Below are 18,952 nucleotides of genomic sequence, written 5' to 3' on the forward strand. Positions count from 1 at the left end.
GGCGTGGTTACGGCACACTTGTGCGGGTGCTGTTGACGATCACGACCACCGCGCGGCCCGCCACCGATCTCGGCTTTCTCCTGCACAAGCATCCCGAGCGTGTGCAGGAGTTCGGCCAGTCGTTCGGCACGGCCACGGTGTTCTACCCCGAGGCCGGCGACGAGCGCTGCACGGCGGCGCTCATGCTCGAAGTCGACCCGATCGCGCTGGTCAGGTCGCGTGGCAAGGGCTCGCCCGACTTCAGCCTGTCGCAGTACGTCAACGACCGCCCCTACGCCGCCTCCTCGCTGCTGGCCGTGGCGCTGGCCGACGTGTTCCGCACCGCGCGGGCCGGCCGGTGCAGGGCCAGGCCCGAGCTGCCGGGCACGCCGCTGCCGCTGGAGCTGCGGCTGCCCGCGCTGCCCTGCCGGGGCGGGCCCGACCTGGCGCGGCGGCTGTTCGAGCCGCTCGGCTGGGAGGTGGCCGCGCAGCCGATCGTGCTCGACGACGGCTTCCCTGAGTGGGGGGAGTCGCGCTACGTCCGGCTCACCCTGAGCGGGTCCGCCCGCCTGGCTGACGCCCTCAACCACCTGTACGTGCTGCTGCCGGTGCTCGACGACGGCAAGCACTACTGGATCGCGCCCGACGAGGTCGACAAGCTCATCAGGGCGGGGGAGGGATGGCTGCACGGCCACCCGGAGCGCGGCCTGATCACCCGGCGCTACCTGGGGCGGCGCTCGAAGCTGGCCCGCACCGCGCTGGCGCGCCTGGCGGAGCTGGGCGACGAGACCGAGGAGCAGCTGGAGCCCGCGGTCGAGGAGGACGCGCCCGCCGACGAGGCCGCCACGGAGGCGGAGACCGCAGAGCCGGAGGCCACGAGGGCCGGCGCCACGACCGGCGAAACCGCAGAACCACCGACAGACCTCGAACCGGCACGGAACGCCGCAGCCCAGGACGCCGCAGCCCAGGACGCCGCAGCCCAGGACGCCGAGGCGCGCGAGGGCGCGGGCGGTGGCGCGCCCAAGGGCAGGTCGCTCAGCGTGCGGCGGCGCGAGACCGTGCTCGCCAAGCTGGAACAGCTCGGCGCGGCCAGCGTGATCGACCTCGGGTGCGGTCAGGGCGAGCTGGTCGGCGCGCTGCTCGCCAGGCCCCGGTTCGCCAGGGTCGGCGGCATGGACGTCTCGTCGATGGCCCTCACCATCGCCGCCCGCAAGCTGCGTCTCGACCGCATGCCGGACACCAAGCGGGCCCGGCTCACCCTGTTCCAGGGCGCGCTCACCTACACGGACAAGCGGCTGTCCGGCTACGACGCCGCCGTGCTCATGGAGGTGATCGAGCACGTCGACCCGCCCCGGCTGGCCGCGCTCGAACGCGTCGTGTTCGCCCACGCCAGACCCGGGCACGTGCTCGTCACCACGCCCAACATCGAGCACAACGTCCGCTACGAGTTCCTGACCGGGCTGCGCCACCCCGACCACCGTTTCGAGTGGACCCGCGCCGAGTTCGCCGCCTGGGCCACCCGGGTGGCCGGGCAGCACGGCTACCAGGTGGCGTTCGAACCGGTCGGCGACGACGACCCCGAGGTCGGCCCGCCCACCCAGATGGGAGTGTTCACCCGTGATCAGCGTTCCTGAGCTCTCCCTCGTGGTGCTCGTCGGCGTCTCCGGCAGCGGCAAGTCCACGTTCGCGGCCCGGCACTTCGGGCCCACGCAGGTCATCTCCTCCGACTTCTGCCGGGGCCTGGTCTCCGACGACGAGAACGACCAGTCGGCCACGCCGGCGGCGTTCGACCTGCTGCACCACATCGTCGGCGTGCGCCTGGCCAGGGGGCTGCTCACCGTCGTCGACGCCACCAACGTCCAGTACGCCGCCCGCAAGAGCCTCATCGACCTCGCCAGGAAGCACGACGTGCTGGCCGACGCGATCGTGCTCGACGTGCCGGAGGAGGTGGCGATCGAGCGCAACGCCGCCCGCCCCGACCGCGACTTCGGCCCCGGCGTGGTGATCAGGCAGCGCAAGGACCTGCGCCGCTCCCTCGGCAAGATCTCGCGCGACGGCTTCAGGAAGGTCCACGTGCTGCGGGGCCTGGACGAGATCGACGCCGCCACGGTCGGCTACGAGAAGGCGTGGTCGGACAAGACGGAGCTGACCGGGCCGTTCGACATCATCGGCGACGTCCACGGCTGCCGTTCGGAGCTGGAGACCCTGCTCGGGAAGCTCGGCTGGCAGCGCGGCCCGCGGGGGCACACGCACCCGGAGGGCCGTACCGCGGTGTTCGTCGGCGACCTGGTGGACCGCGGGCCCGACACGCCGGGCGTGCTGCGCCTGGTCATGGACATGGTCGAGGCCGGCACGGCGGTCTGCGTGATGGGCAACCACGAGCAGAAGCTGGTGCGCGCGCTCAACGGACGCAAGGTCAGGGTCGCGCACGGCCTGCAGGAGTCGCTCGACCAGCTCGCGGCGCAGCCGCCCGGGTTCGCCGAGCGGGCCAGGACGTTCATGGACGGCCTGCTCAGCCACTACCGCCTCGACGGCGGCCGGCTCGTCGTCGCGCACGCGGGGCTGAAGGAGGCCTACCACGGCCGCGCCTCGGGCCGGGTGCGCGCGTTCGCCCTGTACGGCGACACGACCGGCGAGACCGACGAGTACGGCCTGCCGGTCCGCTACCCGTGGGCCGACGAGTACCGGGGCCGGGCCACGGTCGTCTACGGTCACACGCCCACGGTCGCCCCCGAGTGGGTGAACAACACGATCTGCCTCGACACGGGCTGCGTGTTCGGCGGCCACCTGACCGCGCTGCGCTATCCGGAGCGCGAGCTCGTCCAGGTTCCCGCCGAGAAGGTGTGGTACGAGCCGGCGAAGCCGCTCGGCGCCGCCCAGGTGCGCGATCCCGGCATGCTCGACATCAACGATGTGATCGGCACCCGGCACGTCGAGACCAGGTTCGGCGCCCGCGTCAAGGTCATGGAGGAGAACGCGGCCGCCGCGCTGGAGGTCATGAGCCGGTTCGCGGTCGATCCGCGCTGGCTGGTCTACCTGCCGCCCACCATGGCGCCGCCGGAGACCTCCACGCTCGACGGCTACCTGGAGCACCCGCACGAGGCGTTCGAGGAGTTCGCCGCCGCCGGGGTGCGCGAGGTGGTGTGCGAGGAGAAGCACATGGGCTCGCGGGCCGTCGCCGTGCTGGCCAGGACGCCGGAGGTGGCCGCCGCCCGGTTCGGCGTGAGCGACGGCGGCGCGGGCGCGGTGTTCACGCGCACCGGGCGGCCGTTCTTCGCCGACACCGCGCCCCTGGTGGCACGGCTGCGCGAGGCCTGCGAGCCGCTCTGGGCGGAGCTGGGCTCCGACTGGGTGGTGCTCGACTGCGAGCTGCTGCCCTGGTCGGCGAAGGCGGGCGAGCTGATCAGGTCGCAGTACGCCTCCGTCGGGGCGGCCGCCCGCGCCGCGCTGCCCGAGGCGATCGCGGCCTTGGAGGCGGCGGCCGGTCGCGGGCTGGAGGTCGGCGAGCTGCTCGGCCGCACCCGGCGCCGCTCCGGCAACGCCGCCCTGTTCCGCGACGCGTACGCGCGGTACTGCTGGCCCGTCGACGGGCTGGAGGGGATCCGGGTGGCGCCGTTCCAGATCCTGGCCTGCGAGGGGAGGGCCACGGCGCTGGAGCCGCACGCCTGGCACCTGTCCACGTTGGGGCTGCTGGAATCCCCGCTGATCGCCAGGACCGAGCACGTCTTCGTGACGCTCGGCTCGCCCGGGTCCAGGGCCGCGGCCACCGCCTGGTGGGAGTCGATGACGGCGGCGGGCGGCGAGGGCATGGTGGTCAAGCCGGCCGCCTACGCGCCGGGCCGCGTGCAGCCGGGGGTCAAGGTGCGGGGGCGCGAATACCTGCGGATCATCTACGGCCCCGACTACACCGAGTCGCTCGACGTGCTGCGCAGGCGCTTCCTCGGCAAGAAGCGCTCGCTGGCGCTGCGCGAGTACGCGCTGGGGCTGGAGGCGCTGTCGCGGCTGGCCGACGGCGAGCCGGGATGGCGCGTCCACGAGCCGGTCTTCGCGGTGCTGGCCCTCGAGTCGGAGCCGGTCGACCCCCGCCTGTGACGGGCATACGTGCGTGATCCGCGGGTAGTTCCCCGGCCTGGGGGAAGGACCTGCATGGCTACTCAGCACACCCATCAAGAGCACTTGAGTCACGTCGTGTTCATCACGGCGGCGGCGGCTGTCGGCGGGTTCCTGTTCGGCTACGACAGCTCCGTCATCAACGGCGCGGTCGTCGGGATCCAGAACCACTTCCGCGTGGGGCCGGTGGTGATCGGGTTCGTGGTGGCGATCGCGCTGCTCGGGTCCGCCCTGGGAGCCTGGATGGGCGGCCGGCTGGCCGACCGGCTGGGCCGCACCCGGTCCATGCAGGTGGCGGCGGCGCTGTTCGCGGTCAGCTCGATCGGGCAGATGTTGCCGTTCGCCGTCTGGGATCTGGGGTTCTGGCGGGTGGTCGCGGGTTTCGCCATCGGCATGGCGTCGGTGCTCGGGCCCGCCTACATCGCCGAGGTGGCGCCGCCCGCCTACCGGGGGCGGCTGGGCTCGTTCCAGCAGCTGGCCATCGTGCTCGGCATCGCGGTCTCCCAGCTGGTCAACTATGTGATCGCCAGCATCGCCGGTGGCAACGTCAACTATCACCTGGGGCCGCTGCAGGCCTGGCAGTGGATGCTCGGGGCGTGCGTCGTGCCCGCCCTGCTCTATCTGCTGTTCGCCTCGGTCATCCCGGAGTCCCCGCGTTACCTGATCATGTCGGGGCGGAGCAGGAAGGCCCGCGAGGTGCTGGCCGAGGTCGAGGGCGAGGACATCGACCTCGACGCACGGGTGGCGGAGATCCAGCACGTGCTGCGCACCGAGAAGGTGCCGGGGCTGAAGGACCTGCGCGGCCCCGCGCTCGGGTTGCTGCCGATCGTCTGGATCGGCATCGTCCTGTCGGCCTTCCAGCAACTCGTCGGCATCAATGTGATCTTCTACTACTCGTCCGTGTTGTGGCAGTCGGTCGGCATCAACCAGGCCGACTCGTTGCTGATCAGCTTCTCCAGCTCGATCATCAACATCATCGGCACGTTCATCGCCATCTCGCTGGTGGACAAGATCGGCCGGCGGCCGCTGCTCATGATCGGGTCGGCCGGGATGGCGATCTCGCTGGCCACCGCGGCGTGGGCGTTCAGCGCGGCGCGGATGGTGGAGGGGACGGTGTCCCTGCCCAACCCGCAAGGGGCGATCGCGCTCGTGGCGGCGAACGTGTTCGTGTTGTTCTTCGCGCTGTCCTGGGGTGTGGTGGTCTGGGTGCTGCTCGGCGAGATGTTCCCCAACCGCCTCCGCGCCGCCGCTCTGGGCGTCGCAGCGGGGGCGCAGTGGATCGCCAACTGGCTGATCACGGTGTCGTTCCCGGCGCTGTCGGAGTGGAACCTGTCGCTCACGTACGCCGCGTACGCGGGCTTCGCCGTCCTTTCCTTCCTGTTCGTCGCCAAGTGGGTCAGGGAGACCAAGGGGCGCAAGCTTGAGGAGATGGGCTGAGAGGGCCGGGGTGGCCGGGGCGTACGCCCCGGCCACCGTCGCCCGTGCGTCCCGGAGGTGATCACTTCGTGACGAAGTCCTGGGTCCAGTAGATCCGGCCCTGGCCGTCCTTCTTCGCGCCGACACCGATGAGGTTGTAGCGGCAGTTCAAGATGTTGGCCCGGTGGCCGGAGCTGTTCATCCAGGCCCGCACCACGGAGGCCGCGGAGGGCTGGCCCCAGGCGACGTTCTCTCCCCATGCCCGGAACCCGGTGAGGCCGGCCGCCTCGATGCGCTGCCGGAGGTCGGGGCGGCCGGGGAGCTTGTGCGCCATCTTGTTCTGCTCCGCCATGTCGGAGGAGTGGCCGACTGCGGCGGCGCGGAGTTTCCTGTCGTGCTTGAGCGGCCCGCAGCCCTTCTTGGCGCGTTCGGCGTTGGTCAGCTTGACGACCTCGTTCTCCACGGCCGTGCCCGCCCCGCCCGAGGAGGGAGGACGAGCGGCGTCGCCCGGCTCGCACGTCAGCTTGGCGGCCTTGGACGTGACGGTGTGGCCGCGGTAGTCGGTGGCGAACGCGTAATAGGTACCCGGCCGGCAGTCGATCTTCAGGGTGATGCGGCCGTTCCTGGTCGCGCCGCTCTTGACGACCGGGTCCCGTCCCTCCACGGCGCGCTTGATGCGGATGCGGAGGAGCGCGGGGCCGAAGCACCCGCGGCGGACGGCGAATGACCTGATCTTCTGTGCCTCGTCGTTGAGCCGGGGCTTGGCCACGCTCACCCGGCACGCGGCCTCGGATGTGGTGGCGGCCTGCGCCGTGCCGAGCGGCGCGCCCAGCGCCGCCACGGTCACGAGTCCGGCGAGTACCCCAAGGGGTCTACGCATAAGGGTGTGCCTCCAGTTGCGATAGACGCTGGTTGGGACCGCATTCTGTCGGGAAAGCTATCGATTTGTCATCGAATCGCGATAAAAGCCGGTAAACCAGAGTGGCTCCAGAGGCGACGTCGCGATCAAGGCGGGCTCCCCGCCGCCGCCCGTGCCGGGTCGCTGATTGAACCGGTTAGGCCGTACCCACCGATGTGGTCGTTTCATGCCTCGGCGCGTGGCAGGTCCGCAGTGAGAGCGTTTGCAGGACGACGTCTCGAAAGCGTCACGGCCCTTGACGTACGCGTCACCAGGAATTTACGTTCGCGGTACTTATCCGGTTCAGCAGGCCGTCGCCGGCCTACGACTACTGAAGAAGTGATCGCTCACCGGCCAGCGGACGGGGGAGTGTGCTCGCCATCCTGATGGGAGCGCTCCCAAGCGCATGCGGGCCCGTTCGAAGCCGCTCATCGGGGTTGTCTAGCAGACATGCGAACCTTCGCGCCTGGCGCGGAGGAAGGAGAGAAGAGATGCGTATCCGGGCTCGGATCCTCATCCCGGTCGTGGCGGCGGGCCTGCTGGCCACGGCCTGCACCGGCGGCGGAACCACGCCGAACCCGCCGGCGTCACAGGCGCAGGGCCAGCCCGGCGCCGCCAGCGCCGACCCCAACCAGCTGCCGCGCAACGAGACCCTGTACACCACCGGCACCCAGTGGGGCCCGCCGCTCAACTACAACCCCATCCGGGAGTGGGACTCCGCCGTGGGCACCAAGGGCCTGGTGTACGAGACGCTGTTCCACTACGACACCAACGCGGCCAAGCTCGTCCCGTGGCTGGCCGAGAGCGGCTCGTGGACCGATGACACCACCTACGTGCTCAAGCTCCGCCAGGGCGTCAAGTGGTCCGACGGCCAGCCGTTCGCCGCCAAGGACGTCGTCTACACCTTCGAGCTCGGCAAGATGGAGACGATCCCGTTCCACAACCTCTGGGAGTGGCTGGAGAAGGTCGAGGCGACCGACGACCAGACCGTGACGTTCACCTTCTCCGAGGCCAACTACCAGCAGTGGGACTACATGCTCTACAGCCGGGCGATCGTCCCCGAGCACGTCTGGAAGGACCGCTCGGAGAAGGAGGTGCTCGACGGGACCAACGACAACCCGGTCTCCACGGGCGCGTACACGTTCATGAGCAAGGACCAGGACCGCGTGGTCCTGCAGCGGCGTGACGACTGGTGGGGCAAGACGGCGCTCGACATGGAGCCCAAGCCCCGCTACATCGTCGACATCGCCACGCCGAGCAACGAGGTCGCGATGGGCATGCTGCTGCAGAAGGGCCTCGACCTCAGCAACAACTTCCTGCCCGGCGTGGCCAACCTGGTGCAGGGCAACTTCGGCCTGACCACCTACTACAAAGAGCCGCCGTACATGTTGTCGGCCAACACCGCCTGGCTGGTGCCCAACACCACGAAGAAGCCGATGGACGACCCCGCCTTCCGCAAGGCGCTGGCCTCGTCGATCGACGTCAAGAAGATCGTCGAGAGCGTGTACGGCAACCTCGTCAAGGCGGCCAGCCCGACGGGCCTGCTCCCGCAGTGGGACACGTTCGTGGACAAGAACGTGGTGTCCGCGTCCGGCTTCGCCTTCGACACGGGCAAGGCGAAGAAGCTGCTGGCCGACGCCGGCTACAAGGACGGCGACGGCGACGGGTTCGTGGAGAACAAGGACGGCTCCAAGATCAGCCTGACGCTCATCGTGCCGTCGGGCTGGACCGACTGGATGGAGTCGGCCCGGTCGATCGCGACCAGCGCCAAGGCCGCCGGCATCCAGATCACGCCCGACTTCCCCGACTTCAACGCTCTGGTGGAGAAGCGCACCGAGGGCGACTTCGACCTGCTCATCAACAACGAGCGCCAGCTGTCCAACTCGCCGTACACCTACTACGAGTACATGTTCCAGCTGCCGGTCAGGAAGCAGCAGAACACGGTCAACTTCGCCCGCTACGAGAACGAGAAGGCCTGGGACCTCGTGCAGCAGCTCGACCAGGTCAGGACCGACGACATCGCCGGCATGCAGAAGATCACCTCGCAGCTCCAGCAGATCCACTTCGACGACATGCCGGTCATCCCGCTCTGGTACAACGGCCTGTGGGCGCAGCACAGCACCAGCACGTGGAAGAACTGGCCGGCCGCGGAGGGCAGCGCACCCAAGACGGGCGCCGTCATGTGGCGCAACTGGTTCGAGCTGGGCGGCTTCGAGACGCTCGCCCAGCTCCAGCCGGCCGGCTCCTGACCTCTGACCGTTCACCCCTCCGCCCCGCGCGGCTCGGGCCGCCGGGGCCGGAGGGCCCTCTCGGAGAACACGCGTGCGTCGCTACTTCAGCAGGAAACTGCTCATCTACGGACTGACCTTCTTCGTCGCCGTCACGGTCAACTGGCTGATCCCGCGCTTCATGCCGGGCGACCCGGTGGCCGGCATGGTGGCGCGGGCGAACGTCGCCCAGCCCGAGGCCGTCGAGGCGATGCGGGCCTACTACAACGACCTCTTCGGCTTCGACCAGCCGCTCTGGCAGCAGTACGTGAACTTCTGGGGTGCGATGTTCCAGGGTGACTTCGGGATCAGCATCTGGTTGTTCCCGACGCCGGTCAGCACCGTGATCAACGGAGCGGTGCCGTACACGCTGGGCCTGATCATCCCGTCGGTGCTGCTGAGCTGGGTGGTGGGCAACCGGTTCGGCGCCTACGCCGCCCGGCGCAAGCTGCTCGACAACACCGTGCTGCCCGTCGGCTACGTGCTGACGGCCATGCCGTACATGTGGCTGGCGGTGCTGCTGGCCTGGGCGCTCGGCGTGATCGCGGGCCTCTTCCCCGTCGCGGGCGGCTACAGCTTCTCGATGCGGCCCAACTGGTCGTGGACGTTCGTGCTGGACCTGCTGCACCACTGGACGCTGCCGTTCCTGTCGTTGTTCCTGGTGGCGCTGGGCGGCTGGGCGATCGGCATGCGCAACATGATCATCTATGAGCTGGAGTCCGACTACTCCAACTACCTGTCGGCGCTCGGCGCGCCCGCCCGGCTCATCCGCAGGTACGCCTTCCGCAACGCCGTCCTGCCCCAGATCACCGGCCTGGCCCTGCAACTGGGCGTGCTCGTGGCGGGAGCGCTCGTCACCGAGATCGTCTTTGCCTACCCGGGCCTGGGCAGCCTGATCCTCAAGGCGATCCAGAACCAGGACTTCTTCCTGCTCCAGGGCACGTTCCTGTTCATCGTGCTCGGAGTGCTGATCGCCAACTTCATCATCGACATCGTCTATGTCGTGGTCGATCCGCGGACCAGGGCGGGAATGGCGGGTGCGCAGGCATGACGACACTCCAGGAGACCGAGCCCCGCGAGCGGGAGGGGGTGCGCCGCGAGGCGCTGCACTTCGCCGTGCGCAACGGCAAGCTGATGGCCGGGTTCGGCATCGTGGTCGTCCTGCTCGTGCTGGGCATGGTGGGGCCGCTGCTGGTGAGCGGCACGCCCAACGACTACGGCACCCGCCCCATGAGCCCGCCCTCGGCCGAGCACTGGCTCGGCACCACCACGTTCGGCCAGGACATCTTCCTCCAGTTCGTGCACGGCCTGCGCGCCACCTTCCTCGTGGGCGTCATCGGCGGCGGCATCGCGGCGGTCATCGGCATGCTCGTGGGGTTCGTGGCCGGCTACCGGGGCGGCGTGGTCGACGAGGTGCTCAACATGCTGACCAACGTCATCCTGGTCATCCCCACGTTGGCCGTGCTGCTGATCATCAACGCCTACCTGGGCATCAGGAGCGTGGCGGTGCAGGGCCTGTTCATCGGGCTGACGCAGTGGCCGTGGGCGGCGCGGGCGATCAGGGCGCAGACGTTCTCGCTGCGTACCCGGGAGTTCGTGGACCTGGCGCGGATGAGCGGAGCCGGCACCTGGCGGATCATCTCCAGGGAGATCGCGCCGAACATGAGCTCCTACCTGTTCATGACGTTCATCCTGCTGTTCGGCGGCGCGATCCTCATCGCCTCCTCGCTCGACTTCATCGGCCTCGGCCCGACCGAGGGCGTCTCGCTCGGCCTGATGTTGCAGAACGCCAACCAGTGGAGCGCGCTCCAGCTCGGCATGTGGTGGTGGTTCGTGCCGCCGGGCGCCGGCATCACGGCGATCGTGGGCGCCCTCTACGTCGCCAACGTCGGGCTCGACGAGGTCTTCAACCCGAAACTGAGGGAGACATGAGTCTGCAGGTCAGCGAGCTCCGGGTGTACTACAGGACGCTCAAGGGCGAGGTGCGCGCGCTCGACGGCATGACCTTCGAGCTCGGCGACGGCGAGATCCTCGGCCTGGTCGGCGAGTCCGGCTGCGGCAAGAGCACCCTGGGCAAGAGCCTCATCCGCATGGACGGCCGCATGCGCCACGTCGGCGGCACGGTCGTGCTCGACGGCCAGGAGCTGCCGATCGGCGACGACCGCGCGATGAACGACTTCCGCTTCCGCGAGGTCTCCCTCATCCCGCAGTACGCCATGAGCGCGCTCAACCCGACCCGCAGACTGCGCAAGATGGTCACCGAACTGCTCAGATCCAGGGGCTCGGCGGTGGACACCGCCGAGCTGGAGCGCCGGCTGGACCAGGTCGGCCTGCCCCGCGAGGTGCTCGACCGCTACCCGATCGAGCTGTCGGGCGGCATGAAGCAGCGCATGGTGATGGTGATCTCCACGCTGCTCGACCCGTCGCTGCTGATCGCCGACGAGGTCACCTCGGCGCTCGACGTCTCCACGCAGAAGGCCGTCGCCCGCGCTCTGCTCGGCTTCCGCGAGAGCGGCTACGTCAAGAGCATGATCTTCGTCACGCACGACATCGCGCTCACCCACCACATCGCCGACACGATCATGGTCATGTACGCGGGCCGGCTCGCCGAGAAGGCCCCGGCCGACGTGATCGTCAAGGCGCCCCGCCACCCGTACACGAAGCTGCTGCTCGACTCCCTGCCCGAGGTCGGCGTGCGCTACGCCGACCGCCGGCTCGAGGGCATCCCCGGAAGCCCGCCCTCGCTGCTCGACCCGCCCACCGGCTGCCGCTTCCGCGCCCGCTGCCCGATCGCGGGGGACGAGTGCGCGCAGGACCCGCCGGTGGCCGAGCTCGCCCCCGACCACCACGTCGCTTGCTGGAAGGCCTGATGCTCAGACTCGACGACGTCACCAAGGAATTCAGGATCGGCGCCTTCGGCGGCAAGAGCGTCACGGCCGTGCGGGAGGTGAGCTTCGAGGTCGTCCCCGGCGAGGTCGTCTCGCTGATCGGGGAGAGCGGCAGCGGCAAGAGCACGATCGGGCGGATGATCCTCGGGCTGAACCCGGTCACCCGCGGCTCGATCACCTTCGACGGGCGGCCCGTCCGGGCGGGCAAGGAGTACTACCGCCACATCCAGGGCATCTTCCAGGACCCGTTCAGCTCGTTCAACCCGGTGTTCAAGGCCGACCGCGTCTACAACATGATCAAGGAGGCGTACTACCCGGCCGTCCCCCAGGCCGAGTGGGCGGAGCGCGTCGAGGTGGCGCTGCGCGACGTGCGGCTCAACCCCGGCCAGGTGCTCGGCAAGTATCCCCACCAGCTCAGCGGCGGCCAGCTGCAGCGCCTGCTCATCGCCCGCGCGCTGCTGCTGGACATCAAGCTGCTGGTCGCCGACGAGATCACCAGCATGCTCGACGCCTCCACCCGCATCGACGTGCTCAACCTGCTGGCCGAGCTGAAGGCCAGAGGGCTGGGCGTGCTCTACATCACCCACGACCTGTCGCTCGGCACCTACCTCGCCGAGCGCACCGTGGTGTTGCGCCAGGGGAGCGTCGTGGAGATGGGGCTGACCGGCCGCGTCTTCGGGGATCCGCTGCACCCGTACACGCGCGAGCTGCTGTCGGCCGTGCCACGCATGAACCAGGCCTGGGACGACGCCACACCCGTGGACTCCTGCGTGTACCACGAGCGCGGCGCCGCCGGCGCCTTGATCGAGGCCGAGCCGGGGCACTTCGTGGCGTGCGCCCGGCTGGACACCTGCCCCCTAGGAGGCTGAGCCGAGGAGCGCGGGGCGGCGCTCAGAGCTCGTTGCCCGCGCGCAGCCAGGTGAGGTAGTCGGCGGCGGCGCGCTCGGGGTCGTAGGCGGGCGCGTAGCCGGTGTCCTGCCGGAGCCGGGTGATGTCGAGGTGGGTCTGCCCGTCGGTTCCGCCGGTGGGCAGGTCGATCCGGGCGTCGGGGACCACCTTCCTGATCGCCGCGATGACCTCGGCGTTGGACGTCGCGCGCCCGGACGCGACGTTGTAGGTGCGGTGGCTGAGCCGGTCGGCGAGCTGGAGGAGCGCGATGGCGCGGGCGGTGTCCTTCACGTAGCACAGGTCGATCGAGTCCTCGGCGTACGGCGGCGCGGCGAGGGTCGACAGGTCCGGCTCGGTCCCGCGGGCGGCGGCATGGACCAGCTCGGGGGCGGCGAAGAACAGCGCGCCGTGGGGGTCACGTGGTCCCCAGGTGGCCGAGATGCGGTAGTTGACGACCTCGACGCCGGTGGCGCCGGCCAGGTGCTCGTTGAGCAGCTCACCGATCTTCTTGAAGGTCGGGATCAGGTGGAAGGACGCCATGGGCAGGGGCATGTCCTCGCGGAGTGCGCCGGTCAGGCCGGAGTAGACGCCGATCGTGCTCGCGACGCCGACACGCTTCACCCCCCACTCCTGCGCGGCCTGCACGACGTTGAGCAGGCCGCCGATCGCCCTACGCGCTGCTTCGACGGGCCGGTCGGCGTCGGGGGGCCAGGGCATGGACCCGGCGAGGTGCACGATGCCGGTCACCTTGTGGCGTTCGCCGACGTCGAGCAGGGCGGGCAGGTCGGTGATGTCGGCCTGCTCCATCGCCACCTTCGCGCCGGCGAGGTAGGCCGGTGCCGCGGCCTTGCGGCGCTGGAGCAGCACGCACTCCTCACCTGTGTCGAGGAGCGCCTGAACGGTGTGAGAGCCGATGAAACCGAGACCGCCGGTGACCAAGATCATGCTGAATCTCCCGTCCGAATGTTTCCGGGTCGCGCCGCGCACGCGGGGGAACGCTCACGCTGCGGCGGGCTCCGCGCGAAACGGAGCACTGTTCCGAAAGATACGGATCAGCGTTCCGTTTGTCAACGGCCGCGGAGCGGTGCCGCCCGTGCGCGTGACCGCCAGGACGGGGACGGGGAGGCGGGCGGCCGGTCAGCGGCGGTGGTGGATCCGGCGGCGCACCATGCTGGCGACCACGGCCACGACCCACACCGCGAGCAGCACCTTGAAGACGCCGAACCCGCCGAAGAACAGCCCGAGCATCATGGCCACGAACAGCAGGGGCACGATCGGGTGCGGGCCGCCGTGCCGCCGCCGCGGGTGGTGGTGGCGCCAGGCGTGGCGCATGTCGCGGTGCGCGTGGCGCATCTCCTGCATCTGCTGCCGGTGCGCGTGCATCGCCGCCCGCCAGTCGCCCATGTCGGGCTGCGGCGCCGGCGTGCGGTAGCCGGGGCCGGGGAGGTCGGCCGTGATGCTCGCCAGGTCGCGGGCCGTCTTGGCGGCCAGCGTCCGGTCGAGGCGCTCTTCGAGCTCCTCGTGGGTCAGGCGGCCCTGGGCGAAGTGCTCGCGCAGGGCGGCCATCGTCTGCTCGCGCTCGGCGTCGCCGATGCGGAGGTCGTTGCGGTCCATGTGCGGCTCCTCGCTTCCTCCGAACCGGCCATCGCGTGCACCGGCCATCAGTGGGGTCACTCCTCGCCCGGCTCGTCGTCGGCCAGGATCTGATACAGCTTGCGCCGGGTCTCCACTAGAGTCTTACGCGCTTCGCGGACCTGCGCGTCGCTTCCGGTCTGCAGAATCTGCATCATGGCGAAGGCCGACTGCCGAGCGATATGCCAGAGATCGGCGGTGTTGTCGTCGATGTCCGGGCGCATCTCGTCCCAAGGGGCCCTGACCTCGTCGGCGTGCGTCTCGACGTACGCGCTGCCTTCCTGGGTGAGACGGTAGGCCTTGCGGCCCTCGTGCTCCTCCGAGATCACCAGACCCTCGTCGGTGAGCTGCTGCAACGCCGGATAGACCGCGCCGGGGCTGGGTTTCCAGCCGCCCTCGCTGCGCTCGGCGATCTCCTGGATGATCTGGTAGCCGTTGCGCGGCTCCTCGGAGAGCAGGGCCAGGATCGCGGCGCGTACGTCGCCCCGCTTGGCCTTGCGGCCTCTGCCGCCCCAGCCGCGGTGCCCGCCGCCCCACGGGCCGCCGGGGCCGCCGGGACCGCCCCACGGGCCGCGCCCGAAGTCGAACGGGAATCCGGGTCCGCCTCTCCTGCCGCGGTGGCGGTGCTCGTGCGGGCCGCCGCGATGGTGGTGGCCGCCCATCTGCTCGAACGCGTCGCTCATGGCCCGGAAGGCCTCGCGGGCCGCTCGCTTGTATTCGCGGGCGCCGGGCCAGGGCGCGCCTGCTGCCTGTGCTGAACTCATTTTTCCCCCTATATCGCGATCTGTTCTCGATGCGTCAAAGATATATCGATGAAATGTCGTTTCGCAAGTCACGAAAAGGTGTGATCCAGATCACGAAAAAGTTGCGGAATCCGGGAACAGCTCGGGGGAGCCGGGCGTTGTTCCCATCAGACGAGGTCGTTCCGCGTCGGCAGGGCTGGGGGGTGCTGTCGCCGCGGAGACGACCTCGTCTGCGTTTGCGGGTGTTCGGCGCGATGTCGCCGGCCTGCACAGCCCGTTCGCCCCGGCATGCCTCGCCGCGCAAAGAACCTCTTTGCCGTACAGTCCGGATCATGATGGGGCACACGCATGCGATGACCGGGGCCATCGCCTGGCTGGGGCTGGCGCCGCCCCTTGCCGCACTGCCGCTGGTGAACGAGTCCACCCGGTTCGTGGAAACCGGGATCATGGCCGCCGCGCTCAGTCCCGCCGAGTTGATCGCCGGCGCCATCATCTGCGCGGGCGCCGCGATGCTGCCCGACCTCGACCATCCACACGCGACGATCGCGCAGACGTTCGGGCCGGTCACGTGGGCGCTCAGCAAGCTCGTGTCCTGGCTCGGCGGCGGCCACCGCGGCGCCACCCACTCGCTCGTCTTCGCCGTGGCCATCGGGTTCGGGGCGCACTGGCTGGCCAACACCTATCCGATCGGGCGCGACGTCATGGTCGTGCTGCTCATCGGCCTGGCGTTGCGCGCCATCGGCGTCGGCATACCGGGGAACAAGCTCGGTTCAATCATGATCAACATCGGCATGACCGCCGGGCTCTACGCCGTCTTCCTCTCCCTCGAGGTGGGCTACGCCTGGCTCGGGCTGGCCGTGGGGGTCGGAAGTTTCATCCACGTCGTCGGCGACTGCATGACCGAACGCGGTTGCCCCGTGTTGTGGCCCTTGGGGGCGAAGTTCGTCCTGCCGTGGAAAATCGGCATCAAGACGGGCAGGAAGTTCGAGCAGAAGATCCTCGCGCCGATCCTGTCCGTGGCCATCGTCGGGCTGCTGTACTGGCGCCTGGCGCCCGTTTAACTTGATGTCGAGATACTTTTCCCGATATCTTGATGTCGAGACACCTGCTGCGCGGATGCGAATTAGGTTCACCTAACGTGCTTACTTGTTCGCGCGTGCGGCAGGATTTGGGGAGTGAACCCGACGCGGCGAGCGGAGTGGGGGCCCGACGAAGGAGGGACCCCGCGAAGCGAGTGAGGAGGGTGAACGACCCATGAGCAGGAGTGAACCCGACGCAGCGAGCGGAGTGGAGACCCGGCACCACGGGAGCCGCGAAGCGCGTGAGGAGCGGGGAGCCACCCGCAAGCCTGAAAGATGTCTGATGGAGGAGGCGAACCACCGTGTCCGCGAACAGCTTCGGCAGCCGTGACACGCTACGCGTCGGCGACGCGTCATATGAGATCTTCCGGCTGGACGCCGTCGAAGGCGCCGCGCGCCTCCCGTACAGCCTGAAGATCCTGCTGGAAAACCTCCTCCGCACCGAGGACGGCGCGAACATCACCGCCGACCACATCCGGGCGCTCGGAGGATGGGACCCGAAGGCGGCGCCGAGCGTGGAGATCCAGTTCACGCCCGCGCGCGTCATCATGCAGGACTTCACGGGCGTGCCCTGCGTGGTCGACCTGGCCACGATGCGCGAGGCCGTGCGCGACCTCGGCGGCGACCCGGCCAGGATCAACCCGCTCGCGCCCGCCGAGATGGTCATCGACCACTCGGTCATCGTCGACTACTTCGGCCACCCCGACGCCTTCCAGCGCAACGTGGAGCGCGAATACGAGCGCAACCACGAGCGCTACCAGTTCCTGCGCTGGGGCCAGACCGCCTTCGACGAGTTCAAGGTGGTGCCGCCCGGCACCGGCATCGTCCACCAGGTCAACATCGAGCACCTGGCCCGCGTGGTCATGACCCGCTCCGACGGCGACATCAACAGGGCCTACCCCGACACCTGCGTCGGCACCGACTCCCACACCACGATGGAGAACGGCATCGGCGTGCTCGGCTGGGGCGTCGGCGGCATCGAGGCCGAGGCCGCGATGCTCGGCCAGCCGATCTCCATGCTCATCCCGCGCGTGGTCGGCTTCAAGCTCAACGGCAAGCTGCCCGCCGGGGCCACGGCCACCGACCTGGTCCTGACGATCACCGAGATACTGCGCAAGCACGGCGTGGTCGGCAAGTTCGTCGAGTTCTACGGCGAGGGCGTAGCGTCCGTGCCGCTGGCCGACCGGGCCACGATCGGCAACATGAGCCCCGAGTTCGGCTCCACCTGCGCGATCTTCCCGATCGACGGCCAGACCGTCGACTACCTCCGCCTGACCGGGCGCTCCGAGGAGCAGATCGCCCTCGTCGAGGCGTACGCCAAGGCCCAGGGCCTCTGGCTCGACCCGGCCGCGCCCGAGCCGGAGTTCTCCGAGTACATCGAGCTCGACCTCGCCACGGTCGTGCCGTCCATCGCCGGCCCCAAGCGCCCGCAGGACCGCATCGCCCTGTCGGCGGCCAAGGACACCTGGCGTTACGACGTCCAGAACTACGTGGAGGACGGCGTCGACGAGGCGTCGAAGGAGTCCTTCCCGGCCTCCGACTCGCCCGCCTCCAACTCCACGGCCGACGGCGGGCGGCCGCACAAGCCGGTGCCCGTCACGCTGGCCGACGGCACCTCGTTCGAGATCGACCACGGCATCGTCTCGATCGCCGCGATCACCTCGTGCACGAACACCTCCAACCCGTACGTCATGCTCGGCGCGGCGCTGCTGGCCCGCAACGCCGTGGAGAAGGGCCTGACCCGTAAGCCGTGGGTCAAGACCTCGCTGGCCCCCGGGTCGCAGGTCGTCACCGGCTACTTCGAGCGCTCCGGGCTCCAGCCGTACCTCGACAAGATCGGCTTCAACCTCGTCGGCTACGGCTGCACCACCTGCATCGGCAACTCGGGGCCGCTCCTGCCGGAGATCTCCGAGGCCGTCCAGGCCAACGACCTGGCCGTCACCGCCGTGCTGTCGGGCAACCGCAACTTCGAGGGCCGGATCAACCCCGACGTCAAGATGAACTACCTGGCCTCGCCGCCGCTGGTGGTCGCGTACGCGCTGGCCGGCACCATGGACCTCGACCTCGCGACCGAGCCGCTCGGCGTCGGCAGCGACGGCGAGCCGGTCTACCTGCGCGACATCTGGCCCGCGCCGGAGGAGATCGCGGCCGTGGTCAACTCCTCGATCGGGCGCGACATGTTCGAGCGCGACTACGCCGACGTCTTCAAGGGCGACGACCACTGGCGCTCACTGCCCATCCCGACCGGCGACACCTTCGAGTGGGACTCCGACTCGACCTACGTCCGCAAGGCCCCCTACTTCGACGGCATGCCGGAGAAGCCGGAGCCGGTGACCGACATCGCCGGCGCCCGCGTGCTGGTCAAGGTCGGCGACTCGGTCACCACCGACCACATCTCGCCCGCCGGCTCGATCAAGGTGGGCACCCCCGCCGCCCAGTACCTGAAGGCCAACGGGGTCGAGGTGAAGGACTTCAACTCCTACGGCTCGCGTCGTGGCAACCACGAGGTGATGATCAGGGGCACGTTCGCCAACATCCGCCTGCGCAACCAGATCGCCCCCGGCACCGAGGGCGGCTACACCCGCGACTTCACCCAGTCCGACGGCCCGGTGTCGTTCATCTACGACGCCTCGGTCAACTACGCCGCCGCGGGCACGCCGCTGGTGGTGCTGGCGGGCAAGGAGTACGGCTCCGGATCCTCGCGTGACTGGGCGGCCAAGGGCACGGCGCTGCTGGGCGTCCGCGCGGTCATCGCCGAGTCGTACGAGCGCATCCACCGCTCCAACCTGATCGGCATGGGCGTGCTCCCGCTGCAGTTCCCGGAGGGCGCCTCGGCGGCGGCCCTCGGCCTGACGGGCGAGGAGACGTTCGACATCACGGGAGTCGAAGAGCTCAACAAGGGCGGCATCCCGCAGACGGTGCACGTCAGGGCGGGCGACGTCGAGTTCGACGCTGTGGTGCGCATCGACACGCCCGGCGAGGCCGACTACTACCGGCACGGCGGCATCATGCAGTACGTTCTGCGGTCGTTGCTCGCCAAGTGAACTTCCCG

Annotated in this window: 14 protein-coding genes; 10 read left to right on the top strand and 4 right to left on the bottom strand. The window is 69.6% G+C overall.

The annotated features are described in order from the left end of the window. The first annotated feature begins 26 nt into the window (after positions 1-26). The 3 genes from ACTWPV_RS07570 to ACTWPV_RS07580 are packed head-to-tail and all read left to right on the top strand — an operon-like array spanning position 27 to position 5,526. Positions 27-1,613, top strand: a complete 1,587-nt coding sequence (locus tag ACTWPV_RS07570) for a 3' terminal RNA ribose 2'-O-methyltransferase Hen1 (protein ID WP_443151157.1) — start codon at positions 27-29, stop codon at positions 1,611-1,613. Next, positions 1,597-4,071: a polynucleotide kinase-phosphatase gene (locus tag ACTWPV_RS07575; protein WP_443151158.1), complete on the top strand. Its 2,475-nt coding sequence runs from the start codon at positions 1,597-1,599 to the stop codon at positions 4,069-4,071. The genes ACTWPV_RS07570 and ACTWPV_RS07575 overlap by 17 nt, the downstream gene beginning before the upstream one ends. Before the next feature lie 54 nt (positions 4,072-4,125). Beyond that, positions 4,126-5,526 (top strand): sugar porter family MFS transporter, encoded by a 1,401-nt coding sequence (locus tag ACTWPV_RS07580; RefSeq protein ID WP_443151159.1) that lies wholly within the window; start codon positions 4,126-4,128, stop codon positions 5,524-5,526. A gap of 61 nt (positions 5,527-5,587) precedes the next feature. Here ACTWPV_RS07580 and ACTWPV_RS07585 read toward each other — a convergent pair whose 3' ends face one another. Further along, on the bottom strand, positions 5,588-6,385 hold the full coding sequence (locus ACTWPV_RS07585) for a CAP domain-containing protein (protein WP_443151160.1): 798 nt from the start codon (positions 6,383-6,385) through the stop codon (positions 5,588-5,590). 509 nt (positions 6,386-6,894) lie between these two features. Between ACTWPV_RS07585 and ACTWPV_RS07590 the strand changes: the two genes are divergently transcribed. The 5 genes from ACTWPV_RS07590 (at position 6,895) to ACTWPV_RS07610 (ending at position 12,427) form a co-directional block, all read left to right on the top strand. Further along, positions 6,895-8,652, top strand: a complete 1,758-nt coding sequence (locus ACTWPV_RS07590) for an ABC transporter substrate-binding protein (protein WP_443151161.1) — start codon at positions 6,895-6,897, stop codon at positions 8,650-8,652. A gap of 73 nt (positions 8,653-8,725) precedes the next feature. Next, positions 8,726-9,721, top strand: coding sequence for an ABC transporter permease (locus ACTWPV_RS07595; protein WP_347646807.1), 996 nt, complete (start codon positions 8,726-8,728; stop codon positions 9,719-9,721). Next, entirely contained in the window at positions 9,718-10,602 is an 885-nt protein-coding gene (locus tag ACTWPV_RS07600) for an ABC transporter permease (protein WP_347646806.1), read from the top strand. Before ACTWPV_RS07595 ends, ACTWPV_RS07600 begins: the two co-directional genes overlap by 4 nt. Beyond that, on the top strand, positions 10,599-11,540 hold the full coding sequence (locus ACTWPV_RS07605; protein ID WP_443151162.1) for an ABC transporter ATP-binding protein: 942 nt from the start codon (positions 10,599-10,601) through the stop codon (positions 11,538-11,540). Before ACTWPV_RS07600 ends, ACTWPV_RS07605 begins: the two co-directional genes overlap by 4 nt. Further along, entirely contained in the window at positions 11,540-12,427 is an 888-nt protein-coding gene (locus ACTWPV_RS07610) for an ATP-binding cassette domain-containing protein (RefSeq protein WP_443151163.1), read from the top strand. Before ACTWPV_RS07605 ends, ACTWPV_RS07610 begins: the two co-directional genes overlap by 1 nt. Positions 12,428-12,449: 22 nt before the next feature. Here ACTWPV_RS07610 and ACTWPV_RS07615 read toward each other — a convergent pair whose 3' ends face one another. The 3 genes from ACTWPV_RS07615 to ACTWPV_RS07625 form a co-directional block, all read right to left on the bottom strand. Further along, the gene (locus ACTWPV_RS07615) at positions 12,450-13,391 is read right to left on the bottom strand and encodes an NAD-dependent epimerase/dehydratase family protein (RefSeq protein WP_443151164.1); all 942 of its coding nucleotides are present in this window, start codon (positions 13,389-13,391) and stop codon (positions 12,450-12,452) included. A 192-nt stretch (positions 13,392-13,583) separates the two neighbouring features. Next, positions 13,584-14,060 carry a DUF1707 SHOCT-like domain-containing protein gene (locus ACTWPV_RS07620; protein WP_443151165.1) on the bottom strand — a complete coding sequence of 159 codons (477 nt, stop codon included), beginning with the start codon at positions 14,058-14,060 and terminating at the stop codon, positions 13,584-13,586. A 56-nt stretch (positions 14,061-14,116) separates the two neighbouring features. Continuing rightward, on the bottom strand, positions 14,117-14,842 hold the full coding sequence (locus ACTWPV_RS07625) for a PadR family transcriptional regulator (RefSeq protein ID WP_347646801.1): 726 nt from the start codon (positions 14,840-14,842) through the stop codon (positions 14,117-14,119). Positions 14,843-15,153: 311 nt separating this feature from the next. Here ACTWPV_RS07625 and ACTWPV_RS07630 point away from each other — a divergent pair, with 311 nt between their 5' ends. Further along, positions 15,154-15,882, top strand: coding sequence for a metal-dependent hydrolase (locus ACTWPV_RS07630; RefSeq protein ID WP_347646800.1), 729 nt, complete (start codon positions 15,154-15,156; stop codon positions 15,880-15,882). A gap of 320 nt (positions 15,883-16,202) precedes the next feature. Then, on the top strand, positions 16,203-18,944 hold the full coding sequence (gene acnA / locus ACTWPV_RS07635) for an aconitate hydratase AcnA (protein WP_443151166.1): 2,742 nt from the start codon (positions 16,203-16,205) through the stop codon (positions 18,942-18,944). The last annotated feature ends 8 nt before the right edge of the window (positions 18,945-18,952 follow it).

This window comes from Nonomuraea sp. KM88 (genome assembly GCF_052245635.1).
Taxonomy (GTDB): domain Bacteria; phylum Actinomycetota; class Actinomycetes; order Streptosporangiales; family Streptosporangiaceae; genus Nonomuraea.